A 21974-nucleotide genomic window follows, 5' to 3' on the forward strand; every position below is an offset into this window, starting at 1 on the left:
CGCGCTGCCAGGACCGGATGCGGCCCCCGTCATGGCAGCCGTGCGCGGGCCCGGCGCGATGGGCAGCGGCGAACGCAGGGATTTGAACGCCAGGACACGAACGCCGGGACAGGAACGCCAGGACAAGGCGTGCCCGTGCCGGGCCATACCCATCGTCAACCAGGAGGAGAGGAACGACGCGCGGATACGCGCCCGTACCGGAGCATAAGATGAACGACAAACAGGATGCCCATTTCCACGCCTATGCGCCACGCCTGCCCTCGCGCCGCGCGCTGATCCGCGGCCTGGCGGCCGCCCCCTTCGCCGCACTGGCCTGGCGTGCGGCCCGCGCGGACGACTTCGCCGGCAAGCCCATGCGCCTGGTGATACCGTTTCCCGCCGGCGGATCCTCCGACACGCTGGGCCGGGTCGTCGCCAATGCGCTATCGCAACAGCTCAAGCAGTCGGTGATCGTGGAAAACCGCGGCGGCGCGGGCGGCAACATTGCCGCCGATTACGTCGCCCGCGCGCCCGCCGACGGCCACACGCTGTTGATGGCGGGCCAGGCCATCATGGCCATCAACCAAAGCCTGTACAAGCACCTCAGCTACGATCCCGCCACCTTTCCCTATATCGGCATGATGGGCGACAACGCCAACGTGCTGCTGGTCAATGAACTGACCCTGCCGGTCAGGAGCGTGGCAGAACTGGTGGAACGCGCCAAGGCCAAGCCGCGCGAGATTCCCTTCGGCTCCAACGGCGTGGGATCGCTCAGCCACTTGACCACGGAATTGCTGGCCAGCTCGGCGGGCGTGAAGTTCCTGCACGTGCCCTACCAGGGCGCGGCGCCGCTGGCCACCGATCTGCGCGCCGGGCGCATCGCTTTCTGCTTTACCGGATCGACCCTGGCGGTGGCGCTGGCCAAAAGCGGAAACCTGCGTCCCCTGGCCGTGACGACCGCCGTTCGCCTGCCGCAGTTGCCTGATGTGCCGACCCTGGTTGAATCCGGCTACCCCGCGCTGGACGCCCCGTCGTGGTGGGCGGCCGTCGCCACGCCAGGCACGCCGCCGGCGACGGTGGCCATGCTGCAAAAGGCCTTCGCCGCCGCCACCGGCACGCCCCAATACCAGGGCGCGCTCAGGCAGCAGGCCACGCTGCCGCATTCGATGACGCCGGAAGCAGCCCGTGTTTTCCTGGCCGCCGAGCGCAGGAAATGGGCCGCCGCGGTGAAGTCGAGCGGCGCGTCCGTGACGTCGTAGGGAATGTTCGCGTGAAGACCACTCGGAAGAGGAGCTTTCCGTTTATGGCTAAACCGGGCCCACGTCCTCTCCGAGCTTGGCCGATTGCGCCTTTTGAAAGTATTGCTGCAGGCGAGTCAGGATGGGCACAAGTTCGCGAATGTGAAGACCCAGTACGTTTGCCGGCGACGAATCTCGGCGACGATTGCCGTGTTGAATTGCATACTGCTCCCGATTAGAACTTGCCATCCTCTGGCAATACGTCAGGAATCAACAAGGGGGCGAGCGTGTCTGTCTCGATCTGTTTGCGAATCGCAGCCCCAAATCCAAAGGGGTCGTCGTCCTCAGTCGCTGGACGCAACCGCAACTCGCCAGCTATCTTCTCGACTTCTATGCCTTGGCTGAAGTCCAAGCCTTCAAGAAGAGACTTAGGAAACAGGATGCCCTGTGAATTCCCGATTTTGCGGAGTGTTAGCCGCGTGATGACGCGCTCCAAAGTTTCAGACATGGCCTTCTCCTTCTCGTGCAATTCGGACCTTTACGGCAGGGCCAAGAATTTAACGCGTTGGAACATGGACAGGGAAGCCATAGGTCGGAGTCAACCCTGTCTCGCCCGCCGCGGAAAGGCTCCCCCTTCGTACCAAGGGTCGCGTAGCATTGGCCGCCACGCTCAGGTTTCGCTCCATTCCCGCAGCAGGTTGTGATAACAACCCACCAGTTTGCTGCGGGCGACGGGGTCGCCCTGGGTCTGGTTCAGGCGCTGGATGGCATTGTCCAGGTCGTACAGCATGCTGCGCCGGGCGTCTTCGCGGACCAGGCTTTGCACCCAGAAGAAACAGCCCAGGCGCGTGCCCCGCGTGATCGGCGTGACCTGGTGCAGGCTGCTGGCCGGATACACCACCATGTCGCCCGCATCCAGCTTGACGCTGTGCAGGCCATAGGTATCGTGCAACTGGAGTTCGCCGCCGTCATATTCCGAAGCATCGCTCAGGAACAGCGTGATGGAGACATCGGTGCGCACCTTGCGTCCGGTATGCGGATGGATGCGCACGCCGCCATCCACGTGCGCGCCGAACGTCATGCCCACGCCGTAGCGGTTCACCATGGGCGGATAGGCCACGTTGGGCAGTACCGCGCTGATGAACGCGGGATTGCGCTCCACCGCGCCCAGCACGATGTCCTGCACGCGATGGGCGACGCCGGACTGCTCGTCGATCTGCTGGTTGAACTTGACGGCCGCGCCCTGGTAGCCGGCCGAGACCTTGCCGTCCACCCACGCGGGGCCCGCGTTATCCAGCAGATCCCGCAGGGCGCGCACCTGCACGTCATTCAGAACCTTGGGTATGGTGATCAGCATGGTCGATCCGGCGGCCGCGCCGGCCTATTGAAGGTGGTACGAAAGGGTCAGCATGGCGGTACGGCCCGAACCGGGCACCGCGCGCCCGCCGTCCGAGGGGATCAGCGCATCGTAGTAGTGCTTGTCGAAGAGGTTGAACAGGTTCAGGCGCACGTCGTATTTGGGCTGGTGCCAGGCCACCATGCCGTCCCACCGCGTGTATCCGCCGACCTCCACCGCATCGGTGTTGGCGGCATAGCGGGACGACGTGTACACCGGGCCGCCGCCCACTTCCCAGTCCTTCAGGAACTGGTATGTCGTCCATAGGTTGAACGTGTTCTTCGGCGTGTTGGCGGGCGTGTTGCCCTGGGTGCCGTCCGCCGCTTCGGTGATTTCGGCGTTCAGGTAGGTATAGGCGGCGTAGACCTGCCATTGCTTGGTCAGGCGGCCGGAGGCCCCGGCGCGCACGCCGTTGACGCGGACGGTGCCGTCCAGCTCGTAGACGCCCGGGCTGATCTGCGTGCGCGCGTTTTCTTTCTTGATCTGGAAGATGGCCGAGTTCAGCGAGAGGTTGCCGTCCAGCAGGTCCCACTTGCCGCCCAGTTCGTACGATTTGTTCGTTTCGGGTTGCAGGTTGTCCTGTCCCACCGTTGCCGTCAGTTGCTCCAGCGAGGGATTGAACGAGGTGCCGTACGAGATGTAGTAGGACTGCCAGTCGCTGGGCTGCCAGATCGCGCCCGCGCGCACGCTGGTGTAGTGCACGGTCTGGTCCGCCTCGGACGGCGTGGTGCTGCGCGGCATGGAGTTGGTCACGGTGGCCTGGTAGCGGTCCCAGCGCAGGCCGCCCACCAGCTTGAACTGGCGCGTCAGTTCGATCGTATCGTTGGCATAGACGCCGACCGTATTCGCGGAGCCGGTGGCGAAATTGCCGGGTACCTCGGCCAGGTCCGCCGAGGTATGTGTCGGGTCCACCATGGGCGTGCATCCGACGAAGCCGCTGTTCAGCGTGAAGCCGTCGCAGGTGCCGGTACGCGCATAGGCCTGGTTGCTGTAGTGGTCGTGGCCGAGTTCGATCCCGGTCAACAGCTTGTGCTTTATCGAGCCGGTGTCGAACTTGGTGGTGAGTTCGGTCTGGTTGAAGATGGACTCGTCATGGATGACGCGGTCGTGGCTTTGCTGCAGTATCCACAGGTCATCCAGCGGCAGATCGGTGACGTTGCCGGCGGGCAGCTGCTGGAAGCCCCTGGGCCCCAGGGTGCCGATGGCCTGCGGTGCGGTTTCGCGCGCGTCGGTACGCACGTTGTTGTACTGGGTCTGGTTACGCAGCACGACGTCGGGCGTGAACTTGTGCTGCACCGATGCGTTGACCATCGCGATATCCTGCATCGTTCGGTCGTCGTGGAAGCCATACGCGGTGTTGCGTCCGACCCCGGCGGGATGGCCGTTGACCGACTGCACGCCGTAGTCCGCCATGTCGTCGTTATGCTGCAGCAGGGCCGACAACGTCACTTCCGTCGGCGTACCGATGCCGAAGCGGAACGAAGGCGCGGCGCCGAAGTCCTTCACATGCGATTGGTCGCGCGTGGTCGCGTCGCCGTTCTGCGCCATGCCATTGAAGCGGAACGCCGACGTGTCCGACAGCTGCATGTTGGTATCGACGGTGGATCGCGTCAGGCCATTGGTCGTGACCGATGCGCTGACGTCGGTGAAATCGGCCAGCTTGGGCTTCTTGCTGACCTGATTGATGATGCCGCCCGTGGAGCCGCGCCCGAACAGCATGGAGGACGGTCCCATCAATACCTCGACTTCGTCCAGGTCGAAGGTGTCGCGGTAGTACTGGCCGCGATCGCGGAAACCATCCAGATAGATGTCGGTACGCGCCGAGAAGCCGTTCAGGTTGATGTTGTTGCCTATCGTGCCGCCCTCTGCCGCGCCCAGCGTGATGCCGGCCACGTTGCGCAGCGCGTCCTGCAGGGAATGCGCGCCCTGGGATTGCATCAGCGCCTTGTTCACCACGGTCACGGATTGCGGCACGTCGTGCAGGTCCACCCCCAACCGGGGCAATGAGGATTGCTGCGTATTGAAGTCATCCGACGGTGCGGCGCCATTGACCTGGACCGTGTCCAGCGTGGTGACCGGCGTGACGGCGGCACTCGTCGGCGCGGCGGCCGCGGCCTGCGCGTAGACCGGGACGGGACTAGCGAATACGGCCAGGACGGCCGCGGCAATCGGTGTCAGCTGCTTCATGGAAAAGGCGTGGCGCAAAGTGTCGGAACCTGGCGGCCGCGCTTCTCGCGACGAACTCCAGGGCGTTTAATTTCCGCGAATGCTAACCATTCCTAATTCCATTATCAAAATCTTTTTCAAATCTGTCGGAAGGCTTTTCCTGCGCTGTCTGCATGCTGAATGCGGGGAGAGAAAACGCGCCTTTATGCCTCGAACAGGCCGCGCTCGTCGGCGAATAGCCGGATCAGGTAATCGACCACGGTGCCGACCGCCGGGTTCTTGCGGTCCTGCCGGCGCGTCAGTATCCATATGCCGCGCGGCGGCATGGCCGGATCCAGGCGGCAGAGGCGCAGCGCGGGGTCCTGTCGTCCGATGTAGTGCGGCAGCATCGCCAGGCCCACGCCAGCCCGCGCGGCGATGGCCTGGGCAACGTGGTTGTTGGCGCGGAACGCCACCCGCGCCTGCGGATACTCGCGGGCCAGCCAGGCCGCGTCGGGCAAATCGGCATTGATCTCGTCGAAGCCCACCAGCACCGGCGCCGCGCCGTCCTCGACCTGCTTGCAGGCGTCCGGCGTGCCGTAAAAGCCATACGCCATCGTCCCCAGCGGTTTGGCGATGAAATCGCCATCCTGCGGACGGTCCACGCGGATGGCGATATCCGCCTCGTGCCGTTCCAGGCTGACGGCGCGCAGATCCGTGGCCAGGTCGATGTCCAGTCCGGGGTAAAGCACGGGCAGCGCCGCCAGCCGGCCGATCAGGAAGCCCAGCGACAGGGCCGGCGAGGCATTGACGCGCACCCGTCCCTTCGGCGTTTCGTCCGCGCCGCCGCGTGCCAGCGTTTGCACCGCCGCTTCCATATCGCCGGCCGCCGCCAGGGCACGCGCACCCGCCGGGGTCAGGATGTAGCCCTCCGGCCGGCGCTCCACCAGCTTCTCGCCCAGCGTGGCCTGCAGGGATTCGACGCGGCGCGCGATGGTGGCGTGGTTGACGGACAAGGCGCGCGCCGCGGCCGACAGGCTGCCGTGACGGCCCAGCGCCAGGAAGACGCGCACGTCCTCCCAATCGACCTCTGTGCGTTTTTTCTCAGCCATTGCGCGCGAATAGCGGATTCCGCGAAAAAGGTCACAAGCTTAGGCTACGTCCCATGCCGAATCAATACGGAGCCAGCCCGACACGGGCGCCCCGCATCCGGTCGGCACACCGACAACCCACGCAAGGAAACATCATGGATACCCAGCAAAAAGTCGCCATCGTCACCGGGGCGTCGCAAGGCATCGGCGCCGGCATCGTCCAAGCCTATCGGGCGCAAGGCTATTCCGTCGTAGCGAATTCGCGCAACATCGAGGCGGGCGCCGACGAGGGCGTCATCGCCGTCCCCGGCGACATCGCCGACCGTGCCGTGGCGCGGCGGGTGGCGGACACCGCGATCGAGCGATTCGGCCGCATCGACACGCTGATCAACAACGCCGGCATCTTCATCAGCAAGCCTTTTACCGACTACACGGCGGAGGACTTCGACAAGGTCATCGGCGTGAACCTGGGCGGCTTTTTCCACATCACGCAGTTCGCCCTGGCGCGGATGCTGGAGCGCGAGCACGGCCACATCGTGCAGATCACGACTGCGCTGGTCGAACAGCCGCTGGCCAATGTGCCGGCCGGCCTGGCCAGCCTGACCAAGGGCGGCCTGGCCGCGGTGACACGCGGCCTGGCCATCGAGTACGCCGGCCGGGGCATCCGGGTGAACGCCGTCGCGCCCGGCATCATCAGGACGCCGATGCATCCGCCGGAAACCCATGCCTTCCTGAACGGGTTGCATCCGGTCGGCCGCATGGGCGATGTCCAGGACATCGTCGATGCCGTTCTATATCTGGAGCGGGCCGGCTTCGTCACCGGTGAAACGATCGACGTCGACGGCGGCCAGCACGCAGGCCGCTGGTAATCCAGCGTATCCATGCAGCCCCGGCGCCGCCGGCCGGGGCACATTCCGGAGACCCGCCATGCCATACGTGAATATCAAGGTGACCCGCGAAGGCACCGCCCCGGGAGCGACCGCCACGACGGCGGAACAGAAGGCCGCGCTGATCAAGGGCGTGAGCGAACTATTGCTCGACGTCATGGGCAAGCCCTTGAACAGTACATTCGTCGTGATCGAGGAAGTCGAAATGGAAAACTGGGGCGTGGGCGGTGTGCCGACGCCCGAGTATCGCAAGCGCCTGCGGGAGCAGGAACGACAGGGAAAATAAGCCCCGGACGCGCGGGTCCGGAGCCTGCCCGCGCAACGCGCGCCGCCCCGCGCGCTTATTCGCCCTTGATGCCGGCCTTGCGGATCACATCGGTCCACTTGTTCATTTCGGCGTCGATAAACCTGGCGAACGCGGCGGCGTTGCCGGGGTGCGGCTCCATCCCCTGCGCCAGCAGCTTGCGCTGTATGTCCTGATCCTTGAGCGCCGCGTTGATTTCCGTATCCAGGCGGTTGACGATGGGCGCGGGCACGGCGGCCGGCGCCATGAAACCGTACCAGCCGGACGCGACCACATTCGGCAACCCCTGCTCGCGCAAGGTCGGTGCCTGCGGATAGATTTTGCTGCGCGTCTCCGACGCGACGCCCAGGACGCGCAGGCGGCCGCTCTCGACATGCGGCAGCGCCGCCGTGATGGCGGTCAGCGTGGCATCCAGCCGGCCGGCCAGCAAATCGGTATAGGCCATGACGTCGCCGCGATACTGCACCGACAGGCCCTTGACGTTGGCATCCCGCAGGAAAAGCTCCGCCGCCAGATGCGGCAGGGATCCCGTACCGGGCGTGCCGAAGGTCAGCCCATGCGGCTGCGACTTCCCATAGGCGATCAGCTCCTGCGCGGTCTTGGCCGGAGATTGCGCATTGACCACCAGGAACAGCGGGACGGTCGCGGCCATGGCGATGGCCTGCAAGTCCTTGCGCGGGTCGTAGCCCAGCTTGCCGTACAGGGCTTCCAGCGTCGAATAAGGCGCCGCCGCATACAGCAGGGTATAGCCGTCGGCCGGCGCATGGGCGACGTACTCATTGCCCAGCCGGGTGCCCGCCCCCGCCTTGTTCTCGACGATGAAGGACTGCCCCAGCCGCCGGCCCAGGTATTCGGCGAACAGCCGCGCCGACAGGTCGTTGGGACCGCCCACGCCATAGGGCGAGATGATCCTGACGGGACGGGCAGGCCAGCCGTCCTGGGCGAATACGCGCGGTGCCGCGCCCGCGCACAGGCCTGCGGCCGCCGCCCCCAGCAGCGTCCGTCGGGTCATTTTCATGGATGTCTCCTGCGTTTTCGAATAGGAATCGCGGCCCGCCCGCCATCGGGACGGCGGGGACGGGACGCCAGCTTGGAGAGGCGATGATAGAGGCCCGAATCTATTAGGACAATTTTCATTTTCTTGATGACTTAAAGGCTAAAGTTATAAATTGCGCGAGTCGCGCCACAGTCATGCGAAGGAGGCCCCATGGCGATCGAGGTAACGCTGCGCCAGCTGCGCGCATTCCTGACGGTGCTGGAATGCGGCAGCTTCTCGGAGGCGGCGGAGAACATGCATTTATCGCAGGCGGCACTGAGCGGCCTGGTGAAAGAACTGGAGAGCCGCCTCGGCGTGCGTCTGCTGGACCGCAACACCCGCAGCGTCGGTGCCTCGGAGGTCGGCGCCGCGTTCGAACCCATGGTGCGCCGGGTGCTGGCCGACCTGGACGAGGCCCTGGAAGGCGTCAGCAATCTGAAGGAACTGCGGCGCGGTCTCGTGCGCGTCGCAGCGCCGGAACCCCTGTCGTGCACGCTGCTGCCCGAATTGATCTCCAGCTATGGCGCGAGCCATCCGGGCGTAGAGGTGCGATTCGACGACGTGCCCATCGAGCAGGTCCTGGCCAATCTGCATAACGGCGGCGCGGACATCGGCTTCGGGCCGGCCGGCGTACTGGCGGACGAGGCCATCGAGGCCCACGTCATCCGCGCGGACCCGCTATGGGCCGCGCTGCGCCGCGACGATCCGCTAGCGAACGACGACACCGTCAGCTGGAAAGCCCTGCGCGACCGGCCGCTCGTCAACTATATGCCCAACCTGGCGGTCAATGTCCTGAGCAATGTGCCGCCGCGCCACCATCCCCGCGACATCGTGCCCGTGCATCGGGTCAACACCGCGCTTTCCCTGCTGCGGGTGCGGCCGGGCTACGTGATCTGTCCGTCGATGGCGCGGTCGCTGGTGGAAGGGTTCGGCCTGGAGTTCCGGCCCATACGCCAGCCCACGGTCACGTGGCGCATCGCGATTTTCGTCCGGCCCCGCGCCTCGCTGTCGCCGGCGGTCGAGCGCTTCCTGGACTTCACCCTGGAAAGCGCGAAAAGCTGGGACGAGGGCAAAGCGTAGACACCCCGGCAAGCGCCTCCGGCTGCGCCGGCACAGGCGCGTAATTAATAAGATCAACTTATAGAAAGTTCGGAAAACTCAGTTTGCCTGATAAGAATCGGGCAGGTATCTTGGCCGGTCCCCGGGATGTTCCACAGGCATCCCCAGCCGCGCCGCGCAGGCGGCGCGCCCTGTTCGACGCCACGCTGCCCATGACTTCGCCAGACCTCGATTCCTTCCTGTCGCCCCGCTCCATCGCCATCGTCGGCGCTTCGACCCAGCCGGACAAGATCGGCGCGGTACCTGTCCGCTACCTGATCGAACACGGCTACGCCGGCGATATCTTCCCGATCAACGCCCGCGCGGAGCAGGTGCAGGGCCGGCGCGCCTACCCTTCGCTGCGAGAGGTCGGCAGTCCTATCGACCTGGCCATTTTCGCCATTCCGGCATCCGGCGCGATGGCGGCGCTGGACGACGCCATCGCCGCGAAGGTGAAAAACATCGTCATGTTCTCCGCCGGCTTCGCCGAGATGGGCCCGCAGGGGGAACAGGCGCAACGCGAGTTCGCCGGCCGCGCGCGGGCGGCCGGCATCCGTGTGCTGGGACCGAACTGCCTGGGCTTCATGAATGTCGCCCGCTCCGTCTTCGCGACTTTCTCTCCCGTCGTGTCGACCGGCCTGGTCGAATCCGGCAAGGTCGGCATCGTCAGCCAGAGCGGCGCCTTCGGGGCCTATGCCTACGCCATGGCGCGCGAGCGCGGCATCGGGCTGTCGGCCTGGGTTACCACCGGCAATGAATCGGACATCGATGTGGCCGATTGCATCGCGTGGATGGCGCGCGACCCGGCCACGCGCGTGATCATGGCTTACCTGGAAGGATGCCGCGACGGCGCCAGGCTGCGCCACGCGCTGGACCTGGCAAGGGCCGCCGGCAAGCCGGTAGTGGCCGTCAAGGTGGGCCGCACCGCGCTGGGCGCCATGACGGCGGCCTCGCATACCGCCGCGCTGGCCGGCGATGACGCCGTGTATGACGCGCTGTTCCGCCAGCACGGCGCTTATCGCGCGCGCTCGATAGAAGAGTTCTTCGATGTCGCACACGCACTGGCGGTCGCGGGGCTGCCCCCCAACACGCAGGTCGGCTTGTTGACCGTGTCCGGCGGCGTGGGCGTGATGATGGCCGACGACGCGGCCGAGGCCGGCCTGGACGTCGCGGAGCTGCCCGCCGCGGCGCAGGTGCGCATTCGCACCCGTGTACCGCTGGCGGCCACCCGCAACCCCGTGGACATCACCGGCCAGGTGACCACCGAACCGGATCTGCTGGAGGCCACCGCCAGGACGATGCTGGAAGCGGGCCATGGCAGTTTGCTGATCTTCCTCGCGGCCTTCGGCGGCACGCCGGCCATGCAGCCCTTGCAGCGGCAGTTGGCGCGCGACCTGCGGCGCGATTTCCCCGGACGGCTGGTGATCTTCAGCACCTTGTCCGACGCCGCTCAGCAGCGCGCGCTGGAAGCCGAGGGTTGCCTGGGTTTCGCCGACCCGGCCCGGGCGATCCGGGCGATGGCCGCGGCCTGTTTTTTCTCCGCCGCATTCGGATCCGCGACCGCCGCTGGACCCGGGGTGGAAGCCGACGGCAGCGCCGCCGCGGCGGCCGCGATATCGACATCGACATCCGCAACGGTATCGGCAACGACGGCCACGATCAGAGGCACGAAATCGCTCGCCCTGCGTCCGGGCGCCTACAACGAGGCCGACGCGCTGGAACTGCTGCGCGACGCGGGCATCCCGACCGTCCCGTTTCATCGCGCACGCAGCCGCGATGAGGCGGTGGCCGGCGCACGCGCGCTCGGCTTTCCGGTTGCGCTGAAAATCCTTTCGGCCGACATCACGCACAAGAGCGATATCGGCGGCGTGATCCTGAACTTGCGCGATGGCGAGGAAGCCGGCGCCGCCCACGCCCGCATCCTCGCATCGGCGGCTGCCGCGGCGCCCGGCGCACGGGTCGACGGTGTGCTGGTCGCGCGCATGATCCATGGTGGCGTCGAGTGCATACTGGGTGCGCGCCGCGATCCGGCCCTGGGCGTGGTGGTGATGCTGGGCTCGGGCGGCGTGAACGTCGAACTATTGGGCGACGTCGCGCTGCGGCTGGCGCCGATCGGCCTGGACCAGGCCCGCGGCATGATCGACGAATTGAAGACCTCGCAATTGCTGCGAGGATTCCGCGGCGCGCCGCCCGCGGACGTCGACGCCCTGGCCCATGCCATCGTCCGGCTTGCCGATTTCGCGCTGTCCGCGGGCGATACCCTGGCGTCGGTCGAGCTGAATCCTTTCGTCGTCCTGCCCCAGGGCCAGGGCGCCCTCGCGCTGGATGCGGTCCTGCTTACCGCGCCCTCGGCGTCCGAGGCCGTGCGCCAGAGCGTCACGATGACCCTTCCCCTGTTCGAGATGGCGCGCATGCGCGCCGCGAACACCGCGCGCAAGCATCCCGTGCAGGGCTACGCCGGCGACAACCCGGCCTCGCGCATGCGCTGGGTCAACCAGTTCACGCACACCCGGCGCCTGCGCGGGCCGGACGACAAGGAAGTGGTCACGCCGAACAACGACACGCTGTTCACCAATGCCTGGCTGGATCTTTCCGCCGGGCCGCTGGTCATCGACGTGCCGGCGATGGGCGGCCGTTACTGGGTGCTCGGTTTCCTGGACGCGTGGACGAATCCCTGGGCCTATGCCGGCCGGCGGACCACCGGCGGCGAAGCACAGCGCCTGTTCGTGCACGGGCCCGGCTGGCAGGGCGAAGCGCCCGCCGGCATGCATGTCATCGCCGCGCCCAGCGACGACGTCTGGGTGATCGGGCGGATCCTTGTCGATGCCAACGCGCAGGATCTGGCGGCGGTGCACGCGCTGCAGGACCGCTTCGCCATCACGCGCCTGGACGGCACGCCCGCGCTATCGCGTGTCGATACCCTGATAGAGGATCGTGGCGCCGGCGTGCCGCGCGCGGAAGAATACCTGCGCGTGCTGGAGACCATGCTCGTGCGCAATCCCTCCGCCCACCCCCTGCCGGCCTGGCCCGTGCCCGCCGACGTGCTACAGGCCGCGCTGACGCAGGTCTATACCGAACTGCGGGATGTCGCCCAGGCCTCCGAACTGGGCGGCGGCTGGACCACCGCCGTCAGCGTGCGCCGCAGCTTCGGCGATGACTTCACGACGCGCGCCCGCGTGGCGCGCAACTGGATCGGGACGCTGGGGATCGAAGAGGCGATGTACATCATGGCCGAAGTCGACGACAGCGGCTCGGCCTTGAGCGGCGCACATCGTTACGTCCTGCGCTTCCCGCCGGGCGGCCTGCCCAAGGTCGGCTCGTTCTGGTCCATCACGCTCTATCGCCGCAGCGACTGCCTGCTGGTGGCCAACCCGATCGGCCGGCATTCCATCGGCGACCGCACGCCAGGCCTGCAGCCGGACGCCGACGGCGGGCTTGCCATCCACATCCAGGCCGACGACCCCGGCCCGGGAAAGAACTGGCTGCCCGCGCCGGCCGGGGAAGGCTTCTACCTGACGCTGCGCCTTTACCAGCCGGACCGGGCCCACCTGGACGCCACATTCGATTACCCGCCGGTACGGCGCATCGCCTGAACCGCAGGAGACCCCGCATGCACAAAGACGTTTATGTCGTCGCCGCCGTCCGCACCGCCATCGGCGGCTTCGGCGGCACCCTGAAGAACACGCCGCCCGCCGAGCTGGCGACCCTGGTCGTGCGCGAAGCCGTCGCGCGCGCCGGCGTCGCGCCGGAAACGGTGGGACATGTGTCGATGGGCACGGTCATCACCACTGAGCCGCGCGACATCTACATGAGCCGCATCGCGGCGCTCGACGCCGGGCTGCCGCAAAGCGTCTCGGCGTTCAACATCAACCGCCTTTGCGGTTCGGGCCTGCAGGCCATCGTTTCCTCGGCGCATGCCGTCGCCGCGGGGGATTGCGAGGTCGCGGTGGGAGCAGGCGCGGAATCCATGTCGCGCGCCGGCTACCTCGCGCCGTCGATGCGCTGGGGCGCGCGCATGGGGGATGGCGTCATGCTGGACCTGATGCTCAACGCGCTGCACGACCCCTTCGACGACATCCATATGGGGATCACTGCGGAGAACGTCGCGCAGCGCTTCGGCATCACGCGCGCGATGATGGACGAGCTGGCGGTCGAGAGCCATCGACGCGCCGCCGCCGCGATCCAGGCCGGCCGCTTCAAGGACCAGATCGTTCCCGTGCGGATCGCGACCCGACGCGGCGACATTCTTTTCGATACCGACGAACACGTGAAGCCCGACACCACGCTGGAGGTGCTGTCCGCGATGACGCCGGCCTTCAAGCGCGACGGCGGCACCGTCACGGCGGGCAATTCGTCGGGGATCAACGACGGCGCGGCTGCCCTGGTATTGGCCAGCGCCGATGCCGTGAAAGCGCAGCAGCTGGCGCCGATGGGCCGCCTGGTCGGCTACGCCTACGCGGGCGTGGAGCCGGCCATCATGGGCACCGGCCCCATCCCGGCCACCCAGGCGGTATTGGCCCGCACGGGGTTGAAGGTTGCCGATATGGACGTCATCGAGTCCAACGAGGCCTTCGCGGCACAGGCCTGCGCGGTCATGCGGGCATTGGATTTCGATCCCGCCAAGGTCAATCCGAATGGCTCGGGCATATCGCTGGGACATCCCATCGGCGCCACCGGTGCCATCATCGCCACCAAGGCGCTATACGAACTGCAGCGTATCCGCGGCCGCTACGCGCTGGTCACCATGTGCATCGGCGGCGGCCAGGGCATCGCCGCTATCTTCGAGCGGGTGTGATCCAATCGGCCGGCCGATAACGAACCAAGGGAAAAGCATGTCGAACGGATTGCAGCAACGGGTAGCCATCGTGACCGGTGCCGGTGGCGGCTTGGGACGCGCGCACGCCCTGGAGCTGGCGCGGCACGGCGCCCGCGTGGTGGTCAACGACCTGGGGGAATCCGCCGGCGCCGTGGCCGAGGAAATCCGCCGCGGCGGCGGGCAGGCCATCGCCCACGCCGGCGATGTCAGCCGGTACGAGGACATGGAGGCGATGGCCGCCGCTGCCGTCGCCGCCTTCGGACGCATCGACATCCTGGTCAACAACGCGGGCATCCTGCGCGACCGGACGTTCGCGAAAATGTCGCTCGACGAGTTCCGCCTGGTGCTGGACGTCCACGTCATGGGCGCCGTGAACGCCACCAAGGCCGTCTGGGCCGGCATGCGCGAACAGAACTACGGGCGGATCGTCATGACCACGTCGTCCTCCGGCCTGTACGGGAACTTCGGGCAATCCAACTACGGGGCCGCGAAGATGGCGTTGGTCGGCCTGATGCAGACCCTGGCGCTGGAAGGGGCCAGCCGCAACGTGCGGGTGAATTGCCTGGCGCCCAGCGCCATCACCGCGATGACCGAAGGCCTGCTGCCGCCCGAAGCGACCGCGGTCCTCACGCCGGAACGCGTCAGCCCCGGCCTGATCGCGCTGGTGGGCGAGGACGCGCCCACGCGCATGATCCTGCTGGCGGGCGGCGGCAGCTTCGAATGCGCGCACATCACCATGACGCAAGGCATCCATATCGCCGATGCGGAAGATCCGGCGGGCACGCTGGGCGCCCGGCTGGACGAGGTGCGGGCGCGGACGGAGCAGGCCGTGCCCGAATCGGGTTGGGAACAACCTCGCCACGAATTGGCGAAGGCCCAGGCCCGGCGGGGCTGAACCTCAGGCGCGAACCAGCCCGGTCATGGGCCGCGGCGCGCCGGCCCGTCCGAACAGCGCGCTTGCCGCGCGCTGCGGATCCAGCGCGAGGCTTTCGGCCGCGACGCCGGCAATCAGCGCATCCAGCGGCGTCGTCGGTTTCAGATCGCGGCCTTCGTACAGATCGCCCGGCGCCAGTCCCGGCCAGTCCGCCACCACGCGGCCGCCCGCCAGCGCCCCGCCGGCCAGCATGGCGACGGCCCCCTGCCCGTGATCGGTGCCGCCGGTGCCGTTGGCGGCCGCCGTGCGGCCGAACTCCGTCGCCACCAGCACCGTGGTCTCGCGCCAATGCGGGCCCAGGCCATCCCGCAGGGCCGCCAGCAGCGTATCCAGCGCCTTCAACTGGGCGGCCAGGCGCGGCGCCTGCGCGCTATGGGTGTCCCAGCCGCCCGTTTCGATCATCGCGATGCGCGGCCCGTCGGGACGCGCGAGGAACTCCGCGGCAAGCTTGCCCAGATGGGCCGGATCCTGCCGCGCGCCCGCATCGCCGGCCAGCCCGCGCGTCTGCATGGCTTGCGCCCACAGCGGCCCCAGTTGCGCATCGTGTTCGTACAGGCCCGACACGCGCGTCAGCAGATCGTCCGGCGCCGGCGGCAATGCGGATGGCGCATAAGACGTGGCCTGCACGGCACCGCGCAAGGCGGCGGGGATCGTCGTCGCGAAGGCAATGGCCTTCTCCCGGGTGGCAGGCAGCATGGCCGCCAGGCGGTTCAGCCAGCCGTCCTTTACCTGGTAGGGCGCGGTACCGCCGGTTTCCAGCACATTCTGGCCATCGAAGTGCGACCGATCGCGATAGGGCGATGCCACGGCATGAACGAATAGGGCCTGCCCGGCCGCATACATGCGCGCGGTGTGCGCCAGCGCCGGATGCAGGGCGAACATCCCGTCCAGGCGCGTCGCCGCCGCGGCATCGATTGCCAGGTCGCCCCGCAGGCCGGCATAGGCGGGATCCGCGTACGGCACGACGATGTTCAAGCCATCGGCCGCGCCGCGCTGGATGACGAACACGAATCGGCGTTCGGTCGCGACGTTGGCGAAAACGATACGCGGCGAGGCAATCAGGGTAGCGGCGCCCAGGCCGATAAAGTGGCGGCGGGTCAGCATCGTCTTCATCTCCGTTGGAAATCCGGCGAAACGAGCAGCAGCGCGATCGCGGTCTGGACGCTTTCGGCGCGCCCCACGGCCATGGCTGTAGCGGGACTGATGGATCCGGCCAGCAGCGTGCGCCCCAGCGCGCGCGGGTCCACCTGGCCGCCCACGCGGGCGGCCAGGCGCTGCGCGACGTCGACGCGGCGGACCAGTGCATCGGGCGCGGCCCAGCTGGCCGCGATATCGTCGTAGCCCGCCGGCGAACCGGGGCGCCAGACGGGCTGGCCGAGCTGGGCGAGCAGCGGCGCGGGACGCAGCTTGCCGGGACTTTGCCAGCCCAGGCCCCGCATGCAGGAAATCGTCCATTCCCAGGGCGTCTTGAATTTGGCGGCGGCGGGCGACCACGCCCGCGGCTCGTCGATCAAGGCGCGGTAGACCGCGGCCAGATCGCCGCCGCCGCTCAGATAGGCGGCGGCCAGGCGGTCCGTTACGTCGGCCGGCGGATCGTCGGCCACGAAATGGCGGGCCAGCTTGAAAGCGATATGGCGCGCCGTCGCGGGCGAAGCGGCAAGATCGTGCAGGACGGCCAGCGCCTGCTGTTCGCCTTGCTGCGGATAGCGGCGCCCCATGACGACGCGGACGCCGGGCTCGTGCAGCCCGGGGCGGAACACGAATGCGCCGGCGCCCGCGCCGTCCGTCCGCTGCTCGCGGACGCCCGCGATGCTCCAGCCGGTCAACGCGCGGGCGAACTCGGTCACGTCGGCCTGGGTATAGCCGGTGCGCGCGCCCAGCGTGTGCAGCTCCATGATCTCGCGGGCAAGGTTCTCGTTCAAACCGCGCCGGCGCGCCGGGTCGCGCCGCGCCGCGCGTTCGGCGGCCTTGCTGTCGGGACCCACCGACCGCGTCTGGTCCAGGAACAACTGCATGGCCGGATGCCGCTCGACGGCCACCAGCATGTCCTGGAAGCGGCCCAGCACATGCGGCCGTATCGCCTCTGCCTCGAAGGAGCCCGCCAGCGCGGCCACGGCCGGCTTCTCGGCGGAGACCGCGAAATGGTTGGCCCAGAAATGCACCAGGCGTTCGATGAACGGCGTCGGTGTCGCCAGGGCGCTATCGACGCGCGCGGCGACCGCATCCTGGTAGGTGTCGCGCACATCCATGTTCAGGGACCGGCGCGCGGCCTGCTTGTCGCCGGACGGCGCCTGCGCCACCGCCATGCGCCGCCGGGCCAGGTCGGCGGCCAGCACGGCCGACGCCGGCAGCGGCGCCCAGGCGGCGGGCCGCGCCTCGTAGCGGTCGAACTGGGCCAGCAGCCACGCCTTGGGATCGGCCGGCGGCGCGTCGTCGGCGCGCGCGCCCAGGCCGAAGCGGTTCAGGGCGATCGCCGCCGCATTCGGCTGCCTTGCCTGGGATTGCGCGGGGTCGGCCATGGCGGCGTCCTCGATTACGGATTGACCGGCCGGCGCCGCGCCGCCGCGGGCTCGCGCCACTGGCCCCGCTGCCGCAAACCGTCGACGAACTTCAGGCGTTCTTCCGGGGACAAAGTCGCGGCGAAATCCGCCACGGCGTTCTCCACCTGGGTGCGCAGCGCCGCATCCGCCGCGCGCGTCCTGGCCAACGCCGCATCCAGCGCCGCGCGATCGAGCTGCGGCGCGGCCAGCAGATCCAGCACCTCGCGGCGGGCTTCGCGCCCGCCCCGCGCGTCGTCGCGGCCCTGCCGCCGCGCCTCCCTGATCGCATCCAGGAACTGCCGCTGGCGTTCGGGGGAAAGCCGATCCGCGGCGAAACGCAGCGCGACCCGCGCCGCGGGCGCGGCTTCCTGCACGCGCTGCGTCGCGAACCACTGATAGGCACCGCCCGCGATGCCGCCCACCAGGAAAGCGTTCAGGACCAGGGATCCGACCAGGAAGAACTTCCAGCCGCGCCCGTTCATTCTTCGCTCCAATCGGCCAACGGGCTGCCGAAACCCGTCTCCAGCCAGGGCGCGTCATGGTGCTGTGGCGGCGCCGCCGCGACCATCATGGACAAGGAGACCGCGCAGGCGCCGGCGAACGCGCCCGCCGCGCCGACACCGGCGAACACCGCGCTGGACCACCAGACCCGGCTGCGCCGCCAGAACGGATGGCGCGCCGGCGCGCCCGCCACGATGCGGTCGAACATGGCCCGCGCGGGCGGCGCGACGGCGTGGCTGTCCAGCCACGCATCCAGCGGAGCCGCCTGCGCCAATATCCGATCGGCCTGGATCCGATGCGCCGACGCCCATGCCTGCGCCGCCGCGCGCTCCGCCTCGGGCCACCGGCGGACGTCGGCGCCATAGGCATCCACGATGGTGCGAAATCTTTCAGGTGTCATGACGTGTCTTCCCAATATCGCCAGCGGCCAGTCTTTCCCGCAAGCCGCGCCGTGCCCGCGCCAGCAGGCTTTCCAGCGCGTCCACGGTGATGTCCATCACCGCGGCGGCCTCGATGTTCGACAGCTCCTGGTAGTAAGTCAGGACCAGCGCCTCGCGCTGCCGCGGGGCCAGCGCCGCCAGCGCGGCCTGGATCTGCATATCGCGCGTCCTGGTCTCCACCATCGCATCCGGCCCCGGCCCGGGGTCGGGATGATCCGGCCATTCGTCGACCGGCTCCTCGCGGCGGGCGCGCAGCCGGTCATAGCAAAGATTCATGGCCACGCGATGCAGCCAGGTGTCGAATCGCGCCTCGCCTTCCTTCCAGCGCGGCGCCTGCTTCCATATCCGCACGAACGCTTCCTGCGCGACGTCCTCGGCTTCCATGCGGTCGCCCAGCATACGCGTCGCGAGCGCCAGCAGGCGCGGCAGCTTGCGGGCGACGAGCTCGCGCACGGCCGACGGGTCCTGCCTGCCGACCCGGGCAAGCAGGCCGGCATCGGGGTCGCGTTCGCGTTCGCTCAAAGTGCGGTTTGTACCGTGATAAGAGTCTTCAATAAACGTACACCGGCCGGACGTGGACCGGCCGTGCCGGCACCACGACGCAACCGCTCAACGTGGCGGCGGCCACCAGCAGGATAGCGAGGGTTTTGATCATTTTGGAATCTCCAGGTTCGGCATCCGGCGCGGGTATCGCGCGACGGACGCAGTGTCGATGCGGCGCGGCCTAGGCCCAATGGCCAGGGATCCAATGCCAATTGGGCCCACGCGCCGCCCAGTGCCCAGGCACCCAATGGTGCCCCACGCGCACGGGCCGCCAATGGCCGGCCATCCACACGTAGCCCCCATGGTCCCAGCGCCAATGCCCGCCGTCCCAGACATACCCGGCGCGCGGCGCAGGCACCACTTCCACCCGGGGAGGCGGCGGCGGGGCCGTGGGCTCCACGATGACCAGCCGGGCGAACGCGGGCGACGCCGCCGCGAACGCCACGGTCGCGATAAGCGTCTTCAGGGGAACTGCAGATTTCATGTCGGGCTCCCGGAGCTTCGAATCCAGGGCAAATCGCCCTGTTTCCCGTTGAACGGATAGAAGTGGGAAATCCCGTCGCCGGCATTTGTAAAAGTGAGTAATGCCCGACCGGCCGGAAATGCGCATTGCCGGGGACTATATCGATTTCCGCTTTTGCCGATAAGCTGAATTTTCTCGATCCGCTTGCCAGGGGGCATGAGTCCTCGATCCCGGCACATGGACGCGCGCAAGACCCGATTGACTGGCCTAACGCCCGATACGACTCACCTGCCGGATACCCACGGCGGCGATCAGGCCCATGATGGCCGCGACCACCGCCAGCGCCACGCGCAGGGTGGAATGGTGCGTAATGCCGCCGATGATCGCCGGCCCCAGCAGCATGCCGGTATAGGCCCATCGCGCGATCGCGGCGACGCCTTGCGCCGGGCTCAGTCCGGGCAGCCGCGCGCCGGCCAGGAAGAAGAACGGCATCAGGTTCGCGACGCCCAGGCCCATCAGCAGCAGGCCGGCCAACGTCCAGGCGGGTTGCGGCAGGCACACGGCGAGCGCAATGCCGGCAAAGCCCATCCACGCGCTGATTGCCAGCGTGCGGCTATCGCCGATGCGACGCCGCAGCGGATCGGCGGCGAAGCGTCCGCAGGCCATGCCGGTGGAAAACGCCGCATAGCCGTAGCTGGCCAGTTGCGGCGCGGCGTGGGCGACATCGCGCAGATAAACGCTGGCCCAGTCGTACATCGCGCCTTCGCAGATCAAGCCCAGGAAGGCGAAAAAGCCCAGCACCCACAGCGCTGCCGGAACGTGGCCACGTCCCGGCGCCGCCGCGTGTTCGTGCGTGGGCGCATCGTCGAGCAGCCGCGGCGTGCCGATGGCGATCGCCGCCAGCGCCATCGCGGCGATGCCGCAGGGATACACCCAGTGCGGCAAGGCTGCCAGCGCGGCCAGGCCGCCCAGGCCCGCGCCCACCATGCCGCCGACGCTGAACATGCCGTGCAGGGTGGACATGATGGGCTTGCCGCCACGCGTTTCCACGGCGGCCGCCTGCACGTTCATGGTCACGTCGAAGCCGGCCATCGCCATCCCGAACACCAGCAACAGTCCCAGCAATGCGGCGTAGTCGGGCATCAAGGGCACCAGGGCGGTCCCCGCCGCGTAGACGATGCCGCTGATCGTCAGCGCCCGCGCGCTACCGATACGCGTGGCCCAGCGGCCGATCGGCCCCATCGCGATGATGGCGCCGCCCGCGACGACCAGCATGGCGAACGACAATACGAAATCCGACAGCGCGAATCGCGACTTGATATCCGGAATCTGCACGCCCCAGGCGGCGAAGGCGGCGCCGTTAACGAAGAACTGCGCCATCACCGCGCGGGTCGCGGCGCGCATGCGGGCGGCTTCCAACGGGGCCGCTCCGCGGGAAGGTATGACGTTTACTGAGTCGGACATCGTGTCGGTACCATCGGTTATGCATTAGACGGTGAGGAATCGCGCGCCGCGTTCCCGCGTCTGGGTCTCCAGCACGGGCGCCAATTGCCGCACGGTACGCCGGAACTGCTGCGCCACCGGGCCCAGCGGTATCGCGCGGCGCCGGAGCAAGCCCAGGGTGCGCGTGACTTCCGGGCTGGTGAGCGCGCGTATCGCCAGTCTGGCATCGGGGGAATCCGGCAGTGCGGACAACGGCACCACGGATATTCCCAGGCCGGCCTCGACCAGGCCCAGCGCGCTGGTCAGGTGATCGATTTCCACCAGGTGGTCGCGTTGCCACCGCCACTTGCACAAAGCCTGTTCCAGCACCGCGCGGTTGCCGCTGCCCGGCTCCGACACGATCAAACGATAGGGCTTCAAGTCGTTCCAGCTGACACGGCCGCGGTCGGCCAGGGGATGATCGGCGGGGCACGCCAGCAGGAAGGGCTCGGTCAGCAAGGCATCGAAGGCCAGCCCTTCGGCGGTCCGCGTTTGCAGCGTCACGCCGAAATCCACGGAGCCGTCCCGCACGGCGGACATCACGCCGGCGACGTTGGCTTCGACGATACGGATGCGGGTTTGCGGCCGCTGGTCGTGGAAAGCGCGCAGGATATGCGGCAGCAGAAGCCGGGTGGCGGTCGGAATGCAGGCCAGGCTGAGCTGGCCGCTGCGGCTGGCCAGCCGGTCGTCGATCGCCGACAGCGCCTGCTCCAGGTCGTCCAGGATGCCGCGCGCGCGCGGCAGCAGCAGTTCGCCGATGGGGGTCAATTGCACGCGCCGCGTCGTCCGTTCGAACAGGGGCGCGCCGATGGCCGTTTCCAGGCGTTGAATGCGCCGCGTCAGCGCCGGCGCCGAAATATTGAGCTCGCCGGTTGCCAGTTGGAAACTGGCATGCCGGGCCACCGCGACGAAGCCGCGCAAGCCTTCGAGATCGATCGCGTTCAAGGAAGCCATAAGGGCATGGGAGGACAGCATCGGCAGGCGGCAGGATATGGCCCCGGCGCCTGGGGCGGCATGCGGCGTAAAGAAAAAAGCAAGACAACGCCGGCCACGAATTATTCCACTTCACGCAATAATAACG

21 protein-coding genes are annotated in these 21974 nt (G+C 68.1%); 8 read left to right on the forward strand and 13 right to left on the reverse strand.

The window, feature by feature from the left end; genetic code table 11:
• Positions 1-208, forward strand: a 208-nt coding sequence (locus tag ACO1P8_RS15035) for a hypothetical protein (protein WP_486296692.1), incomplete at its 5' end; no start/stop codon positions are given.
• Position 209: 1 nt separating this feature from the next.
• A complete protein-coding gene (locus ACO1P8_RS15040) occupies positions 210-1238 on the forward strand; it encodes a Bug family tripartite tricarboxylate transporter substrate binding protein (protein WP_486296693.1) in 1029 nt (342 codons plus the stop codon).
• Between the two features lie 214 nt (positions 1239-1452).
• Here the strand turns inward: ACO1P8_RS15040 and ACO1P8_RS15045 are convergent, their stop codons facing one another.
• The 4 genes from ACO1P8_RS15045 to ACO1P8_RS15060 form a co-directional block, all read right to left on the reverse strand.
• Positions 1453-1725 carry an AbrB/MazE/SpoVT family DNA-binding domain-containing protein gene (locus ACO1P8_RS15045; protein WP_486296694.1) on the reverse strand — a complete coding sequence of 91 codons (273 nt, stop codon included), beginning with the start codon at positions 1723-1725 and terminating at the stop codon, positions 1453-1455.
• Positions 1726-1887: 162 nt separating this feature from the next.
• Entirely contained in the window at positions 1888-2574 is a 687-nt protein-coding gene (locus ACO1P8_RS15050) for a Fe2+-dependent dioxygenase (RefSeq protein ID WP_486296695.1), read from the reverse strand.
• Positions 2575-2598: 24 nt separating this feature from the next.
• A complete protein-coding gene (locus tag ACO1P8_RS15055; RefSeq protein WP_486296696.1) occupies positions 2599-4800 on the reverse strand; it encodes a TonB-dependent receptor in 2202 nt (733 codons plus the stop codon).
• Between the two features lie 182 nt (positions 4801-4982).
• Positions 4983-5870 carry a LysR family transcriptional regulator gene (locus tag ACO1P8_RS15060; RefSeq protein ID WP_486296697.1) on the reverse strand — a complete coding sequence of 296 codons (888 nt, stop codon included), beginning with the start codon at positions 5868-5870 and terminating at the stop codon, positions 4983-4985.
• Between the two features lie 134 nt (positions 5871-6004).
• Between ACO1P8_RS15060 and ACO1P8_RS15065 the strand changes: the two genes are divergently transcribed.
• Together ACO1P8_RS15065 and ACO1P8_RS15070 are read left to right on the forward strand one after the other, a co-directional pair.
• A complete protein-coding gene (locus ACO1P8_RS15065) occupies positions 6005-6718 on the forward strand; it encodes an SDR family NAD(P)-dependent oxidoreductase (RefSeq protein ID WP_486296698.1) in 714 nt (237 codons plus the stop codon).
• 58 nt (positions 6719-6776) lie between these two features.
• Positions 6777-7022, forward strand: a complete 246-nt coding sequence (locus ACO1P8_RS15070) for a tautomerase family protein (protein WP_094840096.1) — start codon at positions 6777-6779, stop codon at positions 7020-7022.
• Positions 7023-7077: 55 nt separating this feature from the next.
• Here ACO1P8_RS15070 and ACO1P8_RS15075 read toward each other — a convergent pair whose 3' ends face one another.
• Positions 7078-8058 carry a Bug family tripartite tricarboxylate transporter substrate binding protein gene (locus ACO1P8_RS15075; protein ID WP_486296699.1) on the reverse strand — a complete coding sequence of 327 codons (981 nt, stop codon included), beginning with the start codon at positions 8056-8058 and terminating at the stop codon, positions 7078-7080.
• 189 nt (positions 8059-8247) lie between these two features.
• Here ACO1P8_RS15075 and ACO1P8_RS15080 point away from each other — a divergent pair, with 189 nt between their 5' ends.
• The 4 genes from ACO1P8_RS15080 (at position 8248) to ACO1P8_RS15095 (ending at position 14885) form a co-directional block, all read left to right on the forward strand.
• Complete coding sequence (locus ACO1P8_RS15080; protein ID WP_486296700.1) at positions 8248-9156, forward strand: LysR family transcriptional regulator; 909 nt, start codon at positions 8248-8250, stop codon at positions 9154-9156.
• A gap of 191 nt (positions 9157-9347) precedes the next feature.
• On the forward strand, positions 9348-12767 hold the full coding sequence (locus ACO1P8_RS15085; RefSeq protein ID WP_486296701.1) for an acetate--CoA ligase family protein: 3420 nt from the start codon (positions 9348-9350) through the stop codon (positions 12765-12767).
• A 17-nt stretch (positions 12768-12784) separates the two neighbouring features.
• Positions 12785-13969: an acetyl-CoA C-acyltransferase family protein gene (locus tag ACO1P8_RS15090; protein WP_486296702.1), complete on the forward strand. Its 1185-nt coding sequence runs from the start codon at positions 12785-12787 to the stop codon at positions 13967-13969.
• Positions 13970-14006: 37 nt separating this feature from the next.
• Entirely contained in the window at positions 14007-14885 is an 879-nt protein-coding gene (locus ACO1P8_RS15095; RefSeq protein ID WP_486296703.1) for an SDR family NAD(P)-dependent oxidoreductase, read from the forward strand.
• A gap of 3 nt (positions 14886-14888) precedes the next feature.
• Here the strand turns inward: ACO1P8_RS15095 and ACO1P8_RS15100 are convergent, their stop codons facing one another.
• From ACO1P8_RS15100 to ACO1P8_RS15135, 8 genes are all read right to left on the reverse strand, one after another.
• Positions 14889-16037 (reverse strand): DUF1501 domain-containing protein, encoded by a 1149-nt coding sequence (locus ACO1P8_RS15100; protein ID WP_486296704.1) that lies wholly within the window; start codon positions 16035-16037, stop codon positions 14889-14891.
• Positions 16034-17443 (reverse strand): DUF1800 domain-containing protein, encoded by a 1410-nt coding sequence (locus ACO1P8_RS15105; RefSeq protein WP_486296705.1) that lies wholly within the window; start codon positions 17441-17443, stop codon positions 16034-16036. The genes ACO1P8_RS15100 and ACO1P8_RS15105 overlap by 4 nt, the downstream gene beginning before the upstream one ends.
• 14 nt (positions 17444-17457) lie before the next feature.
• Positions 17458-17946, reverse strand: a complete 489-nt coding sequence (locus ACO1P8_RS15110) for a periplasmic heavy metal sensor (protein ID WP_486296706.1) — start codon at positions 17944-17946, stop codon at positions 17458-17460.
• On the reverse strand, positions 17943-18365 hold the full coding sequence (locus ACO1P8_RS15115) for a hypothetical protein (RefSeq protein ID WP_486296707.1): 423 nt from the start codon (positions 18363-18365) through the stop codon (positions 17943-17945). The genes ACO1P8_RS15110 and ACO1P8_RS15115 overlap by 4 nt, the downstream gene beginning before the upstream one ends.
• Positions 18355-18960 (reverse strand): RNA polymerase sigma factor, encoded by a 606-nt coding sequence (locus ACO1P8_RS15120; RefSeq protein ID WP_486296786.1) that lies wholly within the window; start codon positions 18958-18960, stop codon positions 18355-18357. Before ACO1P8_RS15120 ends, ACO1P8_RS15115 begins: the two co-directional genes overlap by 11 nt.
• A gap of 169 nt (positions 18961-19129) precedes the next feature.
• On the reverse strand, positions 19130-19432 hold the full coding sequence (locus ACO1P8_RS15125) for a YXWGXW repeat-containing protein (protein ID WP_486296708.1): 303 nt from the start codon (positions 19430-19432) through the stop codon (positions 19130-19132).
• 246 nt (positions 19433-19678) lie between these two features.
• On the reverse strand, positions 19679-20815 hold the full coding sequence (locus ACO1P8_RS15130; RefSeq protein ID WP_486296709.1) for an MFS transporter: 1137 nt from the start codon (positions 20813-20815) through the stop codon (positions 19679-19681).
• A gap of 84 nt (positions 20816-20899) precedes the next feature.
• Positions 20900-21847, reverse strand: coding sequence for a LysR family transcriptional regulator (locus ACO1P8_RS15135; RefSeq protein ID WP_486296710.1), 948 nt, complete (start codon positions 21845-21847; stop codon positions 20900-20902).
• Positions 21848-21974: the final 127 nt, after the last annotated feature.

It is taken from the genome of Bordetella sp., assembly GCF_057362025.1.